The 17024-nt window shown below is 42.3% G+C and carries 20 protein-coding genes; 8 read left to right on the top strand and 12 right to left on the bottom strand.

Features of this window, described 5'->3' with window-relative positions; all coding sequences use genetic code 11:
* Positions 1–23 precede the first annotated feature (23 nt).
* From RM049_RS11100 to RM049_RS11050, 11 genes are all read right to left on the bottom strand, one after another.
* Complete coding sequence (locus tag RM049_RS11100; RefSeq protein ID WP_322704217.1) at positions 24–3260, bottom strand: plasmid replication protein, CyRepA1 family; 3237 nt, start codon at positions 3258–3260, stop codon at positions 24–26.
* A 117-nt stretch (positions 3261–3377) separates the two neighbouring features.
* Entirely contained in the window at positions 3378–3977 is a 600-nt protein-coding gene (locus RM049_RS11095; protein WP_322704216.1) for an alpha-ketoglutarate-dependent dioxygenase AlkB, read from the bottom strand.
* Between the two features lie 29 nt (positions 3978–4006).
* Entirely contained in the window at positions 4007–4729 is a 723-nt protein-coding gene (locus RM049_RS11090; RefSeq protein WP_322704215.1) for a KilA-N domain-containing protein, read from the bottom strand.
* A gap of 59 nt (positions 4730–4788) precedes the next feature.
* The gene (locus tag RM049_RS11085; protein ID WP_322704214.1) at positions 4789–5271 is read right to left on the bottom strand and encodes a DUF1392 domain-containing protein; all 483 of its coding nucleotides are present in this window, start codon (positions 5269–5271) and stop codon (positions 4789–4791) included.
* Positions 5268–6293, bottom strand: a complete 1026-nt coding sequence (locus RM049_RS11080; RefSeq protein WP_322704213.1) for a DNA cytosine methyltransferase — start codon at positions 6291–6293, stop codon at positions 5268–5270. Before RM049_RS11080 ends, RM049_RS11085 begins: the two co-directional genes overlap by 4 nt.
* A 171-nt stretch (positions 6294–6464) precedes the next feature.
* Complete coding sequence (locus RM049_RS11075; protein ID WP_322704212.1) at positions 6465–6740, bottom strand: hypothetical protein; 276 nt, start codon at positions 6738–6740, stop codon at positions 6465–6467.
* 66 nt (positions 6741–6806) lie between these two features.
* Positions 6807–7649: a hypothetical protein gene (locus RM049_RS11070; protein ID WP_322704211.1), complete on the bottom strand. Its 843-nt coding sequence runs from the start codon at positions 7647–7649 to the stop codon at positions 6807–6809.
* Positions 7650–7749: 100 nt separating this feature from the next.
* Complete coding sequence (locus RM049_RS11065; RefSeq protein ID WP_322704210.1) at positions 7750–8139, bottom strand: hypothetical protein; 390 nt, start codon at positions 8137–8139, stop codon at positions 7750–7752.
* Positions 8140–8164: 25 nt separating this feature from the next.
* Positions 8165–8368 carry a hypothetical protein gene (locus tag RM049_RS11060; RefSeq protein ID WP_322704209.1) on the bottom strand — a complete coding sequence of 68 codons (204 nt, stop codon included), beginning with the start codon at positions 8366–8368 and terminating at the stop codon, positions 8165–8167.
* Positions 8361–8687 carry a hypothetical protein gene (locus RM049_RS11055; protein ID WP_322704208.1) on the bottom strand — a complete coding sequence of 109 codons (327 nt, stop codon included), beginning with the start codon at positions 8685–8687 and terminating at the stop codon, positions 8361–8363. Before RM049_RS11055 ends, RM049_RS11060 begins: the two co-directional genes overlap by 8 nt.
* A 123-nt stretch (positions 8688–8810) precedes the next feature.
* A complete protein-coding gene (locus RM049_RS11050; protein WP_322704207.1) occupies positions 8811–9617 on the bottom strand; it encodes a hypothetical protein in 807 nt (268 codons plus the stop codon).
* 157 nt (positions 9618–9774) lie between these two features.
* Between RM049_RS11050 and RM049_RS11045 the strand changes: the two genes are divergently transcribed.
* From RM049_RS11045 to RM049_RS11035, 3 genes are all read left to right on the top strand, one after another.
* Positions 9775–10017, top strand: coding sequence for a helix-turn-helix domain-containing protein (locus RM049_RS11045; RefSeq protein WP_179070305.1), 243 nt, complete (start codon positions 9775–9777; stop codon positions 10015–10017).
* Positions 10010–10336, top strand: coding sequence for a hypothetical protein (locus RM049_RS11040; protein ID WP_322704206.1), 327 nt, complete (start codon positions 10010–10012; stop codon positions 10334–10336). The genes RM049_RS11045 and RM049_RS11040 overlap by 8 nt, the downstream gene beginning before the upstream one ends.
* A 168-nt stretch (positions 10337–10504) precedes the next feature.
* A complete protein-coding gene (locus tag RM049_RS11035) occupies positions 10505–10780 on the top strand; it encodes a hypothetical protein (protein WP_322704205.1) in 276 nt (91 codons plus the stop codon).
* 226 nt (positions 10781–11006) lie between these two features.
* Here RM049_RS11035 and RM049_RS11030 read toward each other — a convergent pair whose 3' ends face one another.
* Positions 11007–11489: a hypothetical protein gene (locus RM049_RS11030; RefSeq protein ID WP_322704204.1), complete on the bottom strand. Its 483-nt coding sequence runs from the start codon at positions 11487–11489 to the stop codon at positions 11007–11009.
* Positions 11490–11654: 165 nt separating this feature from the next.
* Between RM049_RS11030 and RM049_RS11025 the strand changes: the two genes are divergently transcribed.
* The 5 genes from RM049_RS11025 to RM049_RS11005 all read left to right on the top strand — a co-directional run bounded on the left by RM049_RS11025 (position 11655) and on the right by RM049_RS11005 (position 16910).
* Complete coding sequence (locus RM049_RS11025; RefSeq protein ID WP_322704203.1) at positions 11655–11840, top strand: hypothetical protein; 186 nt, start codon at positions 11655–11657, stop codon at positions 11838–11840.
* Positions 11841–12127: 287 nt separating this feature from the next.
* Positions 12128–12355, top strand: a complete 228-nt coding sequence (locus RM049_RS11020; RefSeq protein ID WP_322704202.1) for a helix-turn-helix transcriptional regulator — start codon at positions 12128–12130, stop codon at positions 12353–12355.
* A gap of 113 nt (positions 12356–12468) precedes the next feature.
* Positions 12469–16191 carry an ATP-binding protein gene (locus tag RM049_RS11015; protein ID WP_322704201.1) on the top strand — a complete coding sequence of 1241 codons (3723 nt, stop codon included), beginning with the start codon at positions 12469–12471 and terminating at the stop codon, positions 16189–16191.
* A gap of 34 nt (positions 16192–16225) precedes the next feature.
* A complete protein-coding gene (locus tag RM049_RS11010; RefSeq protein ID WP_322704200.1) occupies positions 16226–16522 on the top strand; it encodes a GIY-YIG nuclease family protein in 297 nt (98 codons plus the stop codon).
* Positions 16488–16910: a hypothetical protein gene (locus RM049_RS11005; RefSeq protein WP_322704199.1), complete on the top strand. Its 423-nt coding sequence runs from the start codon at positions 16488–16490 to the stop codon at positions 16908–16910. The genes RM049_RS11010 and RM049_RS11005 overlap by 35 nt, the downstream gene beginning before the upstream one ends.
* Positions 16911–17024: the final 114 nt, after the last annotated feature.

Genomic DNA, 17024 nt, shown 5'->3' with positions numbered 1-17024 from the left:
GCTCCTTCCAAATATATCTACAATTAAACCACTATCAACCAATCACACAGTACAGACTTACATCCCGAAGCAAAGTTAACAGCAATCTGCCACTGCCCCAGATACCCATTCCAAAACGGCTCCCCATCAGCCACTCCAATAGCATTGCCGATTGTGGAGACTAACTGATTGTAGAACGAGCCAGCGTTGTCCAAGCCTTGCTGCAATTTCAGCTTCAGCCCTTTCCAGGTTTGTCCTTGGGGACTTTCCACTACCTCTTCTAATATTTGGGAGGTTGTGTCAGTTACTGGTGTAGTTGTACTTATATTATTCGTGACTGACACCGACTCACTAAGAAACAGTTCATCCCGATTTAACCACTGGCGGAAAATCGAATCACGCCGATCATCAGGTGCAACAAACTGGTAAACGCACTCCCGGTTTTCACGCTTACCCAACCGACCGACGTAATCCAGTTTCAAATCAATCTTGGCAAGTAACTTCTGTGCGATCGCTATGGAAGTAAGTTTTTCTGAGATACTGACATTCAAGTAATTCTTGATAACGTGCCGATGCGTTACAGCCAGTGCCTTAAACTCCAGCATCTTCTCGTCGCTGCCACGCAGCTGAACGTCTGGCGTGAGAAACTGCAACAGATTCAGATTTTCAAGTAACAACACAGCAGGTAATAACTGCCCCTTGTTAAAATCCGGCTTCCAGATAGCATTATTCTCAGCTTCGGCTTGTGCCTTAGCCCGTTTAGCATCACGGTTGGTCAGAAATTCCCGCCCCAGCGTCAAATAGTAGTGCATTCTCAGTTGAGGATACCAGCCGTCGTCATCTTTCTCGACCAAATCAGGGGTTACGTCAATTTCGTAGCGACGGGACAATTCCGCCTTACGCTGGTGGTATCGTTCGGTCTTGGTTTTCGCCCTTGTGTCAAGGAGCTTCTTGAGTTCGGCATCAGAGATGGTTGGAGAATCCGCGATCGCTTTACACTCCGCAGCATACAATTCTTGACTTGCCGCTTTAACCGACTCGATTACTGCCCCACTCTCATCATCATCAGCATCGGCTGCATCAATAATGGTGTAGCCATCCTCGACTAATCCCGCAAGTACAGATTCTCGATAGCGCCGCATCTCAACGTTAATCACAGAACCACGCTTGCCCCAAGTCTGCAAAGATTCGGGCTGAAAATTCTGGTCAATGTAACTCAAATCATCATTATCCGCTGCCGACAACAACGCAATGTTCGCTTGTGTTGCGACGTGTTGGCTTCTCAATAATCCACCTATAGATGTAGAGCCATTCCCAACAACCGACATCCCCCACTCTCTGACCCAGATGTGGCGGTCAACAGTTTCCCTAACCCGTGCCAACATCTGCCGCACCGAGTTAACCGGCTGCACTCCCTGAAAAATTCCCCAAACACTATCAAAATGTCCTCGAATATCGATGCTGACCCCAGTTTCCAAACTTGGAGATGCGATAACCAAATCATACTGGGTAAGAATTTCGTTCAAGTGAGCGATACAACCGAAAGCCGTATGAGAAGGGTCAGCAACAGATTCACTGTCAATTCTCAGGATTCGCAGGTGAGGGAACTTGCGGCGAAAACGTTCCTCCAATGCTTGCGTCCCCCATTTGGATTTTGCCTTTTGAGCAGAGCAGCAGAGTAAATAATGCCCCCCTTTGGTAATAGCTTTGTCGAGTGCAGCGATGAGGTTTTTCGGGTTACTCCCAGAATAGTTGTAACAGTTGCCAGCACTATCCTGATAATTGTTGACAATGACGAATGGATTAACTCGATATTCTCCCGCAAGAGAAAGAACGTATTTCACATCTGTGTCGGAAACATCGGCACTAGACAGGTAAATCTTTCCCTGGCTGCTGCCCAAAACATTCTGTACCAGTTGTTTGAGGTTTTTGAGAACGGATACCCGACGCTTTTGCACTTCCGTACCAGAGTTGAGTAAATGCCAGAATACTTGGTCGCACTCGTCAATAATAATGACATCATTCACCCAGTCGTTAGGGTTGAATCGCGCCTGACTCTCTTGATGCAATGAATCAACACACACCCCGTATCCCAATAATGTGCCTGTTCCCGAAGTGCGGACTTCAGTAACATAGTTCACACCAAACCGATTACAGAGTGCCTCCCCTAATTGAATACGGTGGGTGATGATTAATACTCTCTGCCCTTGGTCATGCGCTTTTGTCACCTCAGTTGCCAGCCATTCGGTTTTACCAGTACCTTTGGGGGCTTTGAGGATAATTAGTTTTTCACCTTCGGGGACGAAAAGCTGGCCCAAGAAACGTTGATTGAGTGCGATGGACGGAGGGTAAGTCAGCAGAGTGAACAGCTTAATCTCCCACAACTCCAGTGCAACGGCAGTGTTGTAGAGTGCATCAAATGCCGGTTGACCGTGAGCAACGATAAAATCATCAACCCCTTTCTCTGTACCTAACGGTAAATCAATCACTCGCAAGGAACAGCCCTCATTTACCAGCAGCCGTCCCATGCGACTGATAGCGGTTCTCACTCGTTGGACTGTCTCAGGTTTGTTGTCCTGGTCAAAGCAGATATTAACCTGTCTCCCCTGTGTTGCAAAATGTTTCAAGTCTGGGATGAGGTATGGTTTGCCATTAGCTGTACCGTATTCATCATGGGGTGTGCGGTATCCAGCGTTAACACCGGGGATAGCGATCGCTGCATAACCAGCAGTCAGTAATGCCCCCGCTTTCTTGACTCCTTCTACAATTGTGACTGGTACATTATGTCTGACAACCCAGTGCCAGAACCCACCAGGATGCTGCAAGTCTTCTTCTGTGATGGGGATACCAGAGCGATTTGAGACTTTTACCCAGATGCGATTCGGTACTATGAGGAAGAAAGCGCGTGTTTCTTCTCTGTAGGGGTGTTCGTACTTGATGAGTTTGTGGATCTTTTGGCGGTCGCGTCGGGGATGGTCGGGTTTGAAGCAGCCCCACATCATTAATTTGTAATCGTTGAGGGGGTCAACGCCATTGCACCACCAGCCGCCTAATTCAATGTGCTGGTATTTCTTTAAGTCCCTGTCTCTGAGCCGCCCATCATTGCGACGAGAGATTTTGGGACTGTAGAGCAGATATTCGTAGGGTGTTGTCCCGTATAGCGATGCCTGCGGCAACCCTGGAAGGGAACGCACATTTAGGGCAATGATTTCTTCGTCAACGCCACTGTTGAGCCATTCTTGTAGATGTTTAGCTTGAGAATCAGATTCGATTGTACGCATATTTCCTCTATTTTTTGACGCATGGAAATGGAGCGGCACTTGAGTCTGTGCCGCCAGTTCAAACTTTTTGCGATGCTTATAGCTGGCTATGAAGTCGTCATTAAGCCAGCTATAGCGTTATCTCTCGCCTCCGGTGTGCGGTCGAAACGTGAGATTAATTCGCGTGCTAACAACTTTATTGGTTTTAGGAACCTGATGCAGATGAGTAGATTGACAGCCAGGGTGCATCACAAGTAAACTCCCATGTTCCAGCCAGAAGTCAGTAGGTTTGCCATTTCTCGGTTTGATTTGGAATTTGCGACATGACCCCAGGCTTACCGATGCGATTGCAGGGTTAGATCCCATCAATGGTTCATTGTCAGCGTGCCAGCCGATACTGTCTTGTCCACTGCGGTACTGGTTGCCGATGACGATACGGAACTTGTAGCCAGTTAGCGCAGTTATGCGATCGCGCATTACTTGCAGAGCCTCTGTCCACCATAGTGGTTTCAAAAACACGCTGTTCGAGTAAAGGTAATCACATCCGGCATCACCATAAATACACTCCAGGCGGGGAACGGGCATTGTTTTACCCGCAATCCTGATTTGATTTTGCTGCCATTCCAGTTTCAAGCAGTGTTGGTAGAGTTGATTGGCTTGTTCAAGACTCAAGAAATCGGGGTAGTAGATGGCTGGTAAAAGTGGTACAGATTCAGAGAAAAGTGTGAGTTGTTGCATGGTAGTTCTCTCAAATTTTGAAACTGCTATTAGTTCTGTTCAGCTTTAAAAACCTCAACCAAAATGCTTTCTGGATACAAACCAACTTTCCCAAAACGTGGGTCATGAATGCGTTCTATTTCTATTCCTTGTTTCCGACACAATGCACTGGCTTTTCGACCTTTAGTACCCGCTTCCTTTACAGATATTTCTAACCCTTGAAGATTAGCGAATCCAACAACACTATATTTGTGACCGCATGGGGTGTTTACTCTGTCTTGCTCAACTTCAACCGCTTTTAGTCGGTGCAAAATTTCGGTCTGTTGCTGTTGTTGTTGAAGTAAATGCTGTTCTTGCTCTGCCAATTGTTGTGCTAGAGCAGCGAGTAACTGTACTTGAGTCATTGATTGCTGCTGTACAGGCTCTTGACTCATCATCACTTTCATTAAGGTTCTGTTAGCCCAGATGCGGAACTCGACAGAAACCCACTGAGCTAAATCAATTGCGATTTCTGGATGAATCCAAGTCCCTTGAGAACTGCCATAGCCCTCAACTTCGATGACAAGAGACGATATCGGGATTCCGATGTCGTTTGAAAGTGCCATCCAGTAAGCTTTTGTGGACTTCCGTTCTTTGTAATGCCCCCAAGACTTATTATTTGCATGGCACATCTGAGTTGCATTCACGTAGCCTTTGGGTATGCTGTATTTGCCTAGCTGCCCAACTTCTGGCATTTGGTTGATATATGAGTCACGCCATTTGTGTATCAACATAATTAACTCCTTGGTTATTGTTCAAAGAATGAAGAAAGAGGAATTGCAATCTAAGAAATTCAAGCATTTACCCGCACCAAACTTTTTTCACCAACCAGTGAGAAACGATTAGATATAGTTGGTGTCTTAATTAACGTTGGCGACATCAATTCAACAAGGTAAAACCAAGAATCATGCACCAGCGCAATCCCCAAAATCAGCCGTTGTTTTGTTCCTTTATCGTGAGAACAGAGGATTACTCTTTCACCCAGAACAAAAGCAGGTTTTTGTACTTTGATGGCTTCTAATTCTCCCGTCCCGATGATTTGGTTCTGTGTAGCGTGGAGTATTTCTTTTCCACAATCAATTGAATAAACCCAACATTCGTGTTTCCATTGCATACCGCAGCAATAGCCGAATGTTCTTGTTGTGCGTAGGAAAACTCTCTCCAGTAAATTAACTGCAACAGGTGGAATTGTTTGCCCCCAAGGTGGGGAGAGATACCAACTTGTTTGAAGTGCGTTAACCCTTCGACTACGCTCAGAGTAAATATGGTCAATCATGAGTTTTTCTGTTGTTGCTTAAAAATTGTTTTCAATCGTTCAAAAATTAGTGCAGCGCATTGGGGAACAATGGCATTGCCCAGAGCCATTAACTGTTGCTTGTGTTGTCTTCTGATGCTTTGGTATTCTGCATAGAGTTGGCGATATTCCTTCTGGCAATCTGGTGTAAGCGCTGCAATTTCATTACAATTGAGCCGATTAAAGCTGGGGATTGAGGCAGCACTAAGCCATCCATCAACGTCTGGCTGTCGCATGAGATATCTGTCCAGTTGCTTGGATAGCCCATCATACTGTTGACGAAAAGTGGATTGAGAGAACGATATTTCGTACTGCCCAATTCGTAACCTTGGTTTGTGTCCCCTTTTGTTGGTTTCCTGTAATTGTTGTTGGCATCTATCTTGGTTGGCGTGGGTATGACAGCCGCCGACAGATGCAGCGTTTGTCCGCTCTTGTGTTTCTGAATACCAGGATGTATGCCGTCTTGAGCTTTGGGAGTGGGCAATAATCCAAACTCTTTCACGCTTATGAATGGCCCCCACTTGGTTCGCCGAAAGCACTCCCCATTCAATATCGAACCCCAACGAGGCAAACTCCCATAGTACAGCGCGGAAAAATTGACCGCCTTCAGCAGTGAGCAATCCGGGTACGTTTTCCACAATTGCCCACTGTGGTCGAACCTCGCAAATGATTCTAAAGAACTCTCCGAACAGGTTGCGCGAGTCTTGGGAAGCAAGGCGTTTCCCCGCGAGGCTGAATGGAGGGCAGGGAAGTCCGGCGATGATACCGTCAACTTCTCCAACTCCGATTCTTGCCAAAGACTCAGTTGTAATGTCATGGATATCTGGAATAATTGGAATATGTGGGAAGCGCAGATTTAGAACTTGTTGGCAGTACTGATTAATCTCGCAAAATGCCACAGTTTCAAAACCACCACTAATCAAGTGACCGAGGGTGAAGCCACCAATACCAGAGCAGAGGTCAAGAACTTTTTGAGTTTTGAGGGGAGTGATTTTTTCTGTCATGCTTTTCTCCCTAACAAGTAATTAATTGCTTCTGGATCAAGAGAGGTGATACGTTTTTTAATTGATTGTGGCGGGTTATCAAAACAATTCGCAATTTGCAGTTCGCAATTCGCAATTAAGACACAATTTGATAACTAATTCACTTTGCATATAAATCCCTCAACCTATTGATCATAAAAAACCACAATCAATATACAAGTCTCTAACTTTAGACATGAGGTGTGAAATTGCGAATTGCGAATTGCGAATTGTAAAAGAATGTTCTGAGATAATTTGAGCGCTAAGAGATTCAAATTCCACTTGACAAAGATTCAAATCAATCAGCATCTCACCACTGTTGTAGAGGTCTGTAATGTGCTGCTTGATTGCCGACTCATCGAGTCCATCAGGAATATTTAGGTGCGCTTCACTTGTGATTTTATCGACTACTGTAACGATGACTTTCATGGCTTAATTCCTGTGTGATTAATTGAGGATTCAGAATATTTTTACTTCTGAATCTTGACTTCTGATTTACACTGCCCCAGTCTTTACCCCTTGCACCTGTTGCATCCATGCGCTGATTGCTGTTAGCTCATCCATTCCGCTAGCAACAGCATCAACAACCTGCTTTTGATACGAAGATTCGGCATGATTGGAATGGTCACACTTGTTTGCCGCCCAAGCCAAACATATGGTTTTGATTAGTTCATTAATCTGGTTAATATCAAGTAAACTTGGGCGGTCAACATCCTGAAATTGCAACCACTCTTTGACTAAATCAAGGGGATAATCAAGCAAAGTGCGAATATTTTTTACTCGTAAGTCTTGAGAATGTACTGGTTGAGGAACTACACTAAGTTTTGGTGGAGTCAGTGGGGGTTCGGGAATCGAGTTTGAAGTTGCACCCAATAAAGATTGGATATCACGAATGATAGTTGTCCAATTCAAATCTCTACTCCATTCCCCGTAAATCTTGGTCTTGGTTGCAGCATCGTAAAGATTGCAGAAAACTGTGTTTTCGTCGCCAGCATTAGCAACGATAATCAGTGGCTTGTCAAAATCTTGAATTAATGAGGCAGCTAAAAGGAAGCTTTTGGCAAAATTGGTTTCAATGCCAGTTCTCACTACATAAAGTTCATCGGCACTCACAATAATATCGAGTTTAAGGTTGTCCTTACCTTTGAACTCCTTAGTGGTCAATCGCAGTTCTGACAAGTACCCAGTTAACGCTCTTTGGGGAACTGGGATTTTCTTGTCTTGGTTGATATTGAACTTGTACCAAACGTAAGATTCGCCATCTACTTCCCCCTGATTGACAAATAAATAGACGGGTTCAGGAGGGTTACATAAACCTAGTTTAATTTCAGCAACCATATTTTGTTGACCTATGCAATAATTAGTGGTTTGTAGCGTAAACTTTCAGTGCCTTACGATTGCTTGAAGAAAAGCTGATATTCAAGCAATCGCTTCTTTACTAAACAGAAGGCTGTTGATTCCGGTCTAACTCCCATTCCAGATAGGTCAGTCCAGTTTGAGCATCGGCAATGTTTAAATCAGGTTGATATCCCAAGTCCAACAGTTGTCTGTAGTGTGGGTGTATAGCAATTTCTGATATCAGAGCTTGAGCTTGTTCAACTAAGCGATGAAGAGGTGGGTTAGACATCTCGATACCCAATCTGAAACATAAATCTTCTGCCTTGACACCAAAAGTTACTGGTTCAATTTCCGTCTCTAACTCTTCTAGTAGAGATTGAAAGGTTGGATGTTTATCGTTGATTTCAACCTCAAATAAATCTGCGCTCTTTGTAACTACAGTTGCCCAATTGGGTAAAGTTTGTGCAATGGTCTTGGCATAAAGTTTCATGATTTTCTCCCCTGGGATTAATAACCTAAAAATCCTCGGCAATCTCCAACAAAAAACCGCGTCCCGTATTCTGTATTTGCACCAGTTCTTTATCCAGCAGAGTTTGAATGACTGAATCCAAGAATTGGAATTGTAAACGATGCAATGGAACACAACCACCACAAAGTTGAATCGAACGCAGTAAATGATTGGCTCTACGGTCAAAGTCGTTGTTTGCTTCCTTAACCATTGTTTGCACCCTTAGTTAATACAGTTAACTGCCGGTTGAGAATGTTTCTCTGTTGTTGATAAAAGTCAATCTCTGCGGTAATTTGCTGAAATAATTCTTCTGGTGTGAGCGGTTGGATTTGATTCTCTTGCAAGTACGATATCTCGTCAGAATTCTTATTAGGCATCAATACATAACGCCATCCTTCATCAAATTGTTCAGCCAGTTCTGTACCAGAGGGATAGTAGTAAAGTCCTAGAATCGTGCCTCGTTCAGTACGCTGATCCAAAGCAAAGCGAGGGTAGCCCCAGTGTTGGGGGATTGAGATCGTGGGTTGCATTGATTTAATGGGGGATTGGTGAATAAATAATTAGGGAAAGGGGGAAAGGGCAAGGGAATGAAGAAATTTACCTTTCCCCCTTACCCCTTACCCTTTAACCTTTTCCCAAGCGAAGCCCAAGACTTACGCCGTGACTAACTCCGCTTTCTCCAGCAGCCGTTGCAATTTATTGCCAGTTAGCTGTTCTAAGGGTTGGTCTAAAAAATATTCATCAAAAATGGATTTGCCATCAGTAGACACGTCCACCATTGACAATGAACGCACTGCATCATAGACCGAGTTAGAATACTGCTGCTGGACTGAATAACGCCTCTTCACCCACCAGTTACCATCAGTGCATCCGACTTGCCCCAGTTTCACGCCGTTGTGGTAAATGCCATCGTCGAGAATTTCAAACCCGTAATTTTGGCACTCGTTGAAGATATGCGCCATGATTTGGTTTTCGGAGGTGCATGGGGTTTCTGTTTGGGCGGGTTCGTTGAGTGTAGTGTCCTGGTGATGCCAAGTAATGAAGCGATAGCATCTAGCCCATGTATTAGCGCGGAATTTTTCTACACCTTCTACCACTACTACCCAAGGTTGGGTTAGGTCATCATCATGGGTAATGCTGGCTATCAGTTCGTCGCCGCAGTAAATTTCGTGATCGTAGAAGGATATTTCTCTTGTTGTCAGTTCTTCAGGGGTAACGGCTTGGGCTTGGTCAGCGATGTAGTTGTCGAGTTCGGCTTGGGCGAGGGCTTGTTCATCGGGGGCAGCAGGGGCGAGTTTCTGAATCTTGCTTGACTGATATTCAGCGATCGCAGTAATCCAGGCATCCTTACAGCGTTTGTCGCTTACTTCGACTGTGCAGGCGATTTCGCTGTAGATTTGCTTGAGTCGACCAATAGATTTCAGTTGCAGCTGTTGTTGGCTGTAGATTTGGTATGTCATGATTGATTAAGTTCCTAACGGGACGGAAAGCGCTTTAGATTGGCAGTCGGGGCGCTTTCTTTATATTTATACTGTATCCTCTCACTAGACATTTTGTCAAGTGTCACTCTACAATTTACATAGAATCTACGAAATGATTGAATAGAGAGGATTGTTCATGTCTATAGATGTGCAAATAGAACGGGTTATACGGGTTGATGCCCCTGGCATCGGAGCAAGAATTAAAGAAGCCAGAGAGCGAGATCCACGATCAGTAGAAGAATTGGCAAAAGCGGCCGATATGACTCGTGCTAATTGGTATCGGATTGAACGTGAAGAAAATGATGTTTTACCAGAACCAACCCTTCGTAAAATTGAAGAAGTTTTAGGCGTGGATTTTGGAGTGCGTTTTGATGATTAAGCCGACCAGTGTCATTCCTCTTGCTTTACCTTTAGTCTTTCTTCACAAGCGATCACAGTTGTCGAGCGATGTCTACGACGGGCTTCTCTACGAGAGGCTACGCCAACGCCTACGCCGATGGGGGGTGCGATCGCCTTTCTGTTTAAGTCAAGCGATCGCAGTCCAACTAGATCGCCTACCTCTGGTTTCTTACTTCAATCCAGACTGTGATTTATCTTTGAGCTTGTCATGCTCAAAAATGACGGTGATTTTAGAGCCATCAGGATTTTCCCAGACAAAGGTTGCTATTGTTGCAGAGCTGTTAACCTCAGTACCTTGATATAAGATTGACCGCACATCCGTTAATGACATTCCTATTTTCAACTGTTCATACTCTGCATGACCAAAGGGGCGAAGTTGAACTTGGGCAGATTGTTCAAGCTGCTGAGGATGAGAAGCAGCTTGAAAACTATAGACTAAAAAACTAAGCATTACTCCTGCTGGAATAATGATATTTAGCTTTACGCTTACCAGTAATCGGGCAAGAGTATTATTAGATTGTGCAGGGTTAGTTTTAACCATTGTAAGTTCCTTATTAAATAGGTTTTGTGATGCTGGTCTGGTAGTTTCTGAGGCCGTTAGACTAGCTTTAACTGTCATACCTGTTCGTAATGGGCATGGGGCATTAATTATTCTCGCCGCTCCCCTGCTCCCTTATATTCGACTAACAAAAAAGCCCGAAACCTTTGAAGAGTTCCGGGCGCGTTCTGATTCATCGGCATGACGCTATTTACCCGGAACTTACTCTGGGCCAAAAGTAAAAGCCATAAAACCAGCTACTCAAATAAGTCATGACTATGAAATTCTCAGATTAGTTGCTAAATTATTATTTTTCTCAAAAAGATTCGTAAAAACTGCCGTAAAAATAGAATGAAATAGCCCTGGAAAGGAAATGAAGAAATTTACCTTTCCCCCTTCCCCTTTAATCTTTTCCCAAGCGAAGCCTAAGACTACGCTGTGACTAACTCTGCTCTCTCCAGCAGGTGTTGCAATTTATTGCCAGTTAGCTGTTCTAACGGTTGCTCTAAAAAATATTCATCAAAAATGGATCTACTATCAGTAGACACATCCACCATCGACAATGAGCGCACAGAATCAAACACAGAGTTAGAATACTTCTGCTGGACTGAATAACGCCTCTTCACCCACCAGTTCCCGTTAGTGCATCCGACTTGCCCCAGTTTCACGCCGTTGTTGTTGTAAATGCCATCATTGAGAATTTCAAACCCATAATTCTGGCACTCGTTGAAGATATGCGCCATGATTTGGTTTTCAGTAGAAGCGGAAGGCATGGGCGCAGAGGAGCGGAGGGGCAGAGGAGAAAGCTGTTGTAAGTTTTTTCCCTCTGCACCCCTGCTCCCTTGCACCTCTGCTTCTTGCACTGGCAGTGTGCCATCTTTGTAGTGAGTGCAGATGAAGCGATCGCAACGCACCTAAAACAATTGTCAATTCGCAATTCGCAATTCGCAATTTCCTAGCCAAATTCCAATTGGATAATTGTAAATTAGTGGGTAGCCTAGCCCCTACTAGAAAGTAACTGCGAATTGGTAATTGCGAATTGGTTTGGCTACCCAGCGTTGCGTTAAGTGGTTGTCGTCATGGCTGATGCTGGCTACCAGTTTGTCATCAGCGTAATATTCGTGATGGTCAAACGAGATTTCGGCTATTGTGAGGGGTTCGGGAGCTATGGCTTGGGCTTGGTCAGCGATGTAGCTGTCGAGTTCGGCTTGGGCGAGGGCTTGGTTGTCGGGGGCAACAGGGACAAGCTTCTGAATCTTGCTTGACTGATATTCAGCGATCGCAGTAATCCATGCATCCTTGCGTTTGTCGCTTACTTCGACTGTGCAGGCGATCTCGCTGTAGATTTGCTTAACACGGGCAATGGATTTCAGTTGCAGCTGTTGTGTAGATAATGTGGGTCATAATTGGAAGGCTCTTTAAATTTAGGGCAAAAGAAGCGCTTCAGATTCGCAGTCATGGGCGCTTCTCTTATGTATCTATAATTCGCTAGTTAACTGCGCTTGTCAACCATGTTAACTAACTGATATTTTATTGGTAGTACTATTCTGTTATGGATATGAAGGAGTTAAGGGAAAAAGCAGGGTTACGAACAGTAGATGTGGCATCTAAATTGGGAATTGCCGAGTCAACTGTTCGCAACTGGGATATTGGACGGCACACTCCCAGGTTGCCAATTGAGGACATTCCTAAATTTTTAGAAGTGTACCAATGCACTTTAGAAGAAATAGTTGAAGCAGCAAAGGAAAGCAAAAGAAAGTTTGATGCTTTCCATAGCTAATGAGACTTGAACCATTTTGCAGGTAGGGAAGACTTTAATGAAGTCGCAGGCATTTAAAAAATACTGAGTTATACTAGTGTCCAAATATTCTCTGTCATAGCTATTAATCTTTCATGTCTATTCAGCAAGAACTTTTATCTCTTTTTTTATCTCTTATTGAGCGTCAAGAAAGCGAGATTCTTGACTTTAAAAAGGATGCTTATAATCTTTCAAATGAAGAAAAAAAGCTAGAATTTGTGAAAGATATAGTATGTATGTATAATACTCCCCGTAAAGAAAATTCACATATTATTCTGGGTATCAAAAAGTCTTCTAGGGGAACTTATACTCTTGCTGGTTTAGATGCGAATACTAATTCTCAACATTTAGATTTATCAGACCTTCAAGCATTATTTTTAGAGAAATTTCGCACTGAGCCTTTTCCAGAGTTTAAAATTGATATTTTAAATTATGAGGGAATGGATTTTGGAATTATTACAATCCCTCCAAAAAAGATTGGCCCTTGTAAATTTGTCAAGAGTCATGGTGAAAAAATTAAAATAGGTAATCATATTTATTTTCGACGAGGTTCTTCTAATGACCTAACAAGGACACCAGAAGAAACTTATAATATTATGCGTTGGTTTCAAGAAGATATAAATTATCCTGTTTTATCTCAAATAAGATCAGCGTGGGATAATTTTTTAGAAACGACTTATATTAACACTTCTTCTGGCTTTGACTTATGCCGAAAATACATTATGGTTGTAAGTCCACTTAGAGAAGAAAATATAGATTACTTATCTGTGTTAGGTGAAATTCCTAGTTCATTAGTACTAGACTTTGATCCTCAAAGTGATGTAAGTGGCTTACTAAAAAAGGTTAAAAGTGTACTTAAAAAAAGCTTACATACCTTAGTTAAGAAAGATCGTATAACTATTAATCCAGAGGGGACAACATATTGGTTTTTTACTCGTGGGCTAGAAGGTAGAGAAGGCACTGTAGAGACTGGAGAGTATAAAACTTGGCAAAAAAGTTACAAAGGTGAAATGGATGAACAGCTAAAAAATTTTGCAAGAGCTATAAGTCCGGCTCCTATTACCTGTATTATTTTTTGGTATCAGGAACCACAGCTAGTTCGTCATTTACAATCAACCCTTGGCTCAATACAAGTAGCATTTGAAAATGCTGTTGAGTTTGTCATAGCTACCAAGTATCCTGGTGAACTCCAGCAAGTAATGGATGAAGTTGATGTAGAAATAATTAATATTGACCTTCACCAATTATGCTCAGGCTTAAGCGCCTTAATTTCTAATAGAGTTAGAATGGAGACTGAGGATTTTTTACTACCTTCTAGTTCTAATGCACCTATACCTCTAAATTCTGATGACCGGAAATGGTTAGAAGAAGAAATGGAAATTGTTCACCTTAATACAGGCATAACGATACCAGATTTAAATGAACCAATTGGTCGTCGCTTTTTGTGTGGAGCAGAAATTACTTGGCATGAATTAAGCTTGCATTGTGATGTTGACCGAGATAAAGCTGATAAAATTAAACGGCAGATAGAAGCTGAACTATCAAGCAGACGTGCATGGAGAGTGAATCTTTATCATGAAGCAGGAGCAGGTGGAACTACTGTTGCTAGACGTATTATTTGGGATTTACATACTAAATATCCATGTGTAGTTCTTAAACGAAGTAAACCTCTTGAAACTTCTGATAGACTTTTTAAATTAGCATCATTAGCTGGACAGCCAATATTACTTTTGGTAGATAATGCTCAAGTTCCTGAAAGACAAGTTGATGAACTCTATATCTCCCTTCGCAGTAGACAAATTTCGGTTGTTATTTTGCATGTTCAACGCCGTCTTAGACCACAAACTGAGAGGGAAAGAGTTACTTATTTGGAAGCTATATTGTCAAATAAAGAATCTTGGCAATTTGTAGAAAAATTTTCACAATTTAAGCCCGGAAAGCGCCTAGAATTAGAAAGATTAGTTTCGAGTCAGGAACAGAAGGTAAAAACTGCTTTTTATTTTGGATTACAAACTTTTGAACGTGAATTTCTTGGTTTAGAAAGATATGTGGCTAATAGATTAAAAAAATTAAGTTCTGATCAAAAAAATATTTTAGTTTTCTTATCACTTGCACATTATTATGCTCAACATCCAATAAAAGCACAAGCTTTTTCGGAGTTCTTGAGTATTCCCTCAACTCAAAAGGTTAATCTTAATGATGCTTTCTCTTTGAATAAGGAAGTGCTTGACCTTTTGATTGAATTGGAAGGGAATGTTTGGCGCACAACGCACCATTTAGTAGCGCAAGAAGTGTTAGAACAAGGGTTAATAGCTGCTAGTGCAGATAGGCGAACATGGAAGCAAAGTTTGTCAATCTTGGCAAAAAGTTTTGCAGAGTTCTGCCGTGGCAGTAGCTTGATACCTAGTGAGGAAATGTTAGAGTTAGTCAGACGTGCATTTATTTATCGTAATAATTATGATGTGCTGGGAACTGAAAAAATGATAGCACCAGCACTTCAAAGCTTTTCACAATTGTTACAAGATATTCCATCGCCTGAAGGCAGGCTTGAGACACTACGGCAATTAACTCAACTTTATCCAGAAGAAGCTCATTTTTGGGCGCATCTGGGACGTTTTTATGCTTCTCAGTTGAAAAATTATACACAAGCTCTTGAATGTGCTGAACGAGCAATATTACTAACTAATGGAACAGATCATGTTCTTCATCATATGAAGGGTATGGTTATACGTTATCAAATCAATAACCTTATTGAAGAAAAAAGTGATTTACAAGCCATTGTAGCTCTTGCAAAAATTGCCAGCAGTTCTTTTGAAGATGCAAGAAAAGAAAGCCCAGATGATGAACATGGACACATTAGTGAAGTACAATTGCTTGCTAAGATTTTAGATTATGTAGGTACAAAACATCAGAATGGAGTTCTTGGCTACCTTTCAACTCCCGGTATAGATCCTTTCTTGCTAAATAGTCTTGAACGTGCTGAATATCTTTTGGAGCAGGTTAGGCGTAATCGTGAAGGGCAAGGGGAACCAAGCCCATTAGAATTAGAATGTCGAGGCAAACTTGATGCTTTATATGGAAGGCATGAACTTGCTTTACAAACTTGGGATAGTTTATTAAATCGCAAAGATAGTTATCATCCTCCACTCCGTCGTCAAATTATTTGGACTCATCTTGCACGACATGAACGTTCATGGAATCAATTACCTGCACATGATTTACAAAAGATTGCATCTCTTTTAGAAGCAAATCTACAAGAAGAGCCTAGTAATGATAAAGACCTTAGATTATGGATACAAGCAATACGTTGGTCTAAGTCTCCGTACAGTCTTGAATTTATTATTGAACGGGTCAGTTATTGGAAAACTAACTCTGGAACACTTGACTCGGTTTATTATTTATATTTACTTTATGTGCTTTCAGCATTACAAGGATCTGCACAGGCTAAAGACAATGCAGAACGTTATATAGAAGAGTGTCGCCAAATGGCACGGTTCCGTAGAAATCGAACTAATAGTTTTGAGTGGCTTGGCTCTGGTGCTGGGATGAATAGTCTTATTCATCATTCAGAATTAGGGCAGTGGAAAACAAATATTGAGTTTTGGGAAAGAACTGATAGGTTAGTGCGAGTTCAAGGTCGTATAAGTAAAGTTGAAGCACCACAACAGGGTTATATCGAAATAAAAGGAGGTTTGTTAGCCTTTTATGTTCCAGCACGCAGTCATCACAGTCGTGGTCGATCAGAAAATCAACCTGTTGATTTTTATTTGGGCTTTAGTTATGACGGTTTAAGAGCATGGGAAGTTAAGGATATTTAGAACACTCTTGAAATAAATTTGATTGTAAAGTTTGATGATTAACCCTCAGACTATAAATCCGTTTTTTCTACCTTCTGTAACATTAGAAAAGCGATCGCAATTACCAGTTACTTCTGGTATTTATTTTGTAATTGATATACAAAACAAAGTTCGGTATATAGGTAAAGCTATTAACCTTCGGGAAAGGTGGAGAAATCACAAAGTTTTAAACAGTGGGTTATTACAATCCAAAATTGCTTGGTTTGATTTATTAAAAGAGCAACTAGACATCTTTGAAAGTAAGTTAATCTGTAAGTATGCGCAACAAAACCACCTCTACCGCATCCAGTGACGACACGCCACCAGATAACCTGACCCAAGAAGAAAACCCAGCTACAGCAACAATTACTGTTACTGCTGTTGAAATTCCCGAATTAACCGAGCAGGAAATTAGCGATCGCTTGCATCTTGAACGGAAGGTAGAACGGGCGTTTTTTGAAGCGGGGAAGGCGCTGGCGGAATTACGCGACCGCAAATTTTACCGTTCAACTCACAAAACCTTTGAAGAATATTGCAAGCAAAGGTTTGGTTACACGCGGATAGCAGCCAGCTACAAGATTGCCGCAGCGACAGTCATGGACAATTTGTTAACCAATGGTTTACAAAAAGAGGAAATAGCCACTGAATTACCTGGAATCGGAATGTCAGCAGATGCAGCTCCTTTGCGATCGCATTCGTAGGTTACTTAGTAGTGGCAACTGGAAGCACCAGCAGAGGCAGTTTTGAAGTGTTTGGAGGGAACTGAGGCGACCGTATTTGACTGCGTTGAGGAAAAGCTTTTGAGTTTTTTGGAG

This window comes from Nostoc sp. DedQUE04 (assembly GCF_034530995.1).
Lineage (GTDB): Bacteria > Cyanobacteriota > Cyanobacteriia > Cyanobacteriales > Nostocaceae > Nostoc.
This window is presented reverse-complemented; position numbering and strand designations above follow the sequence as displayed.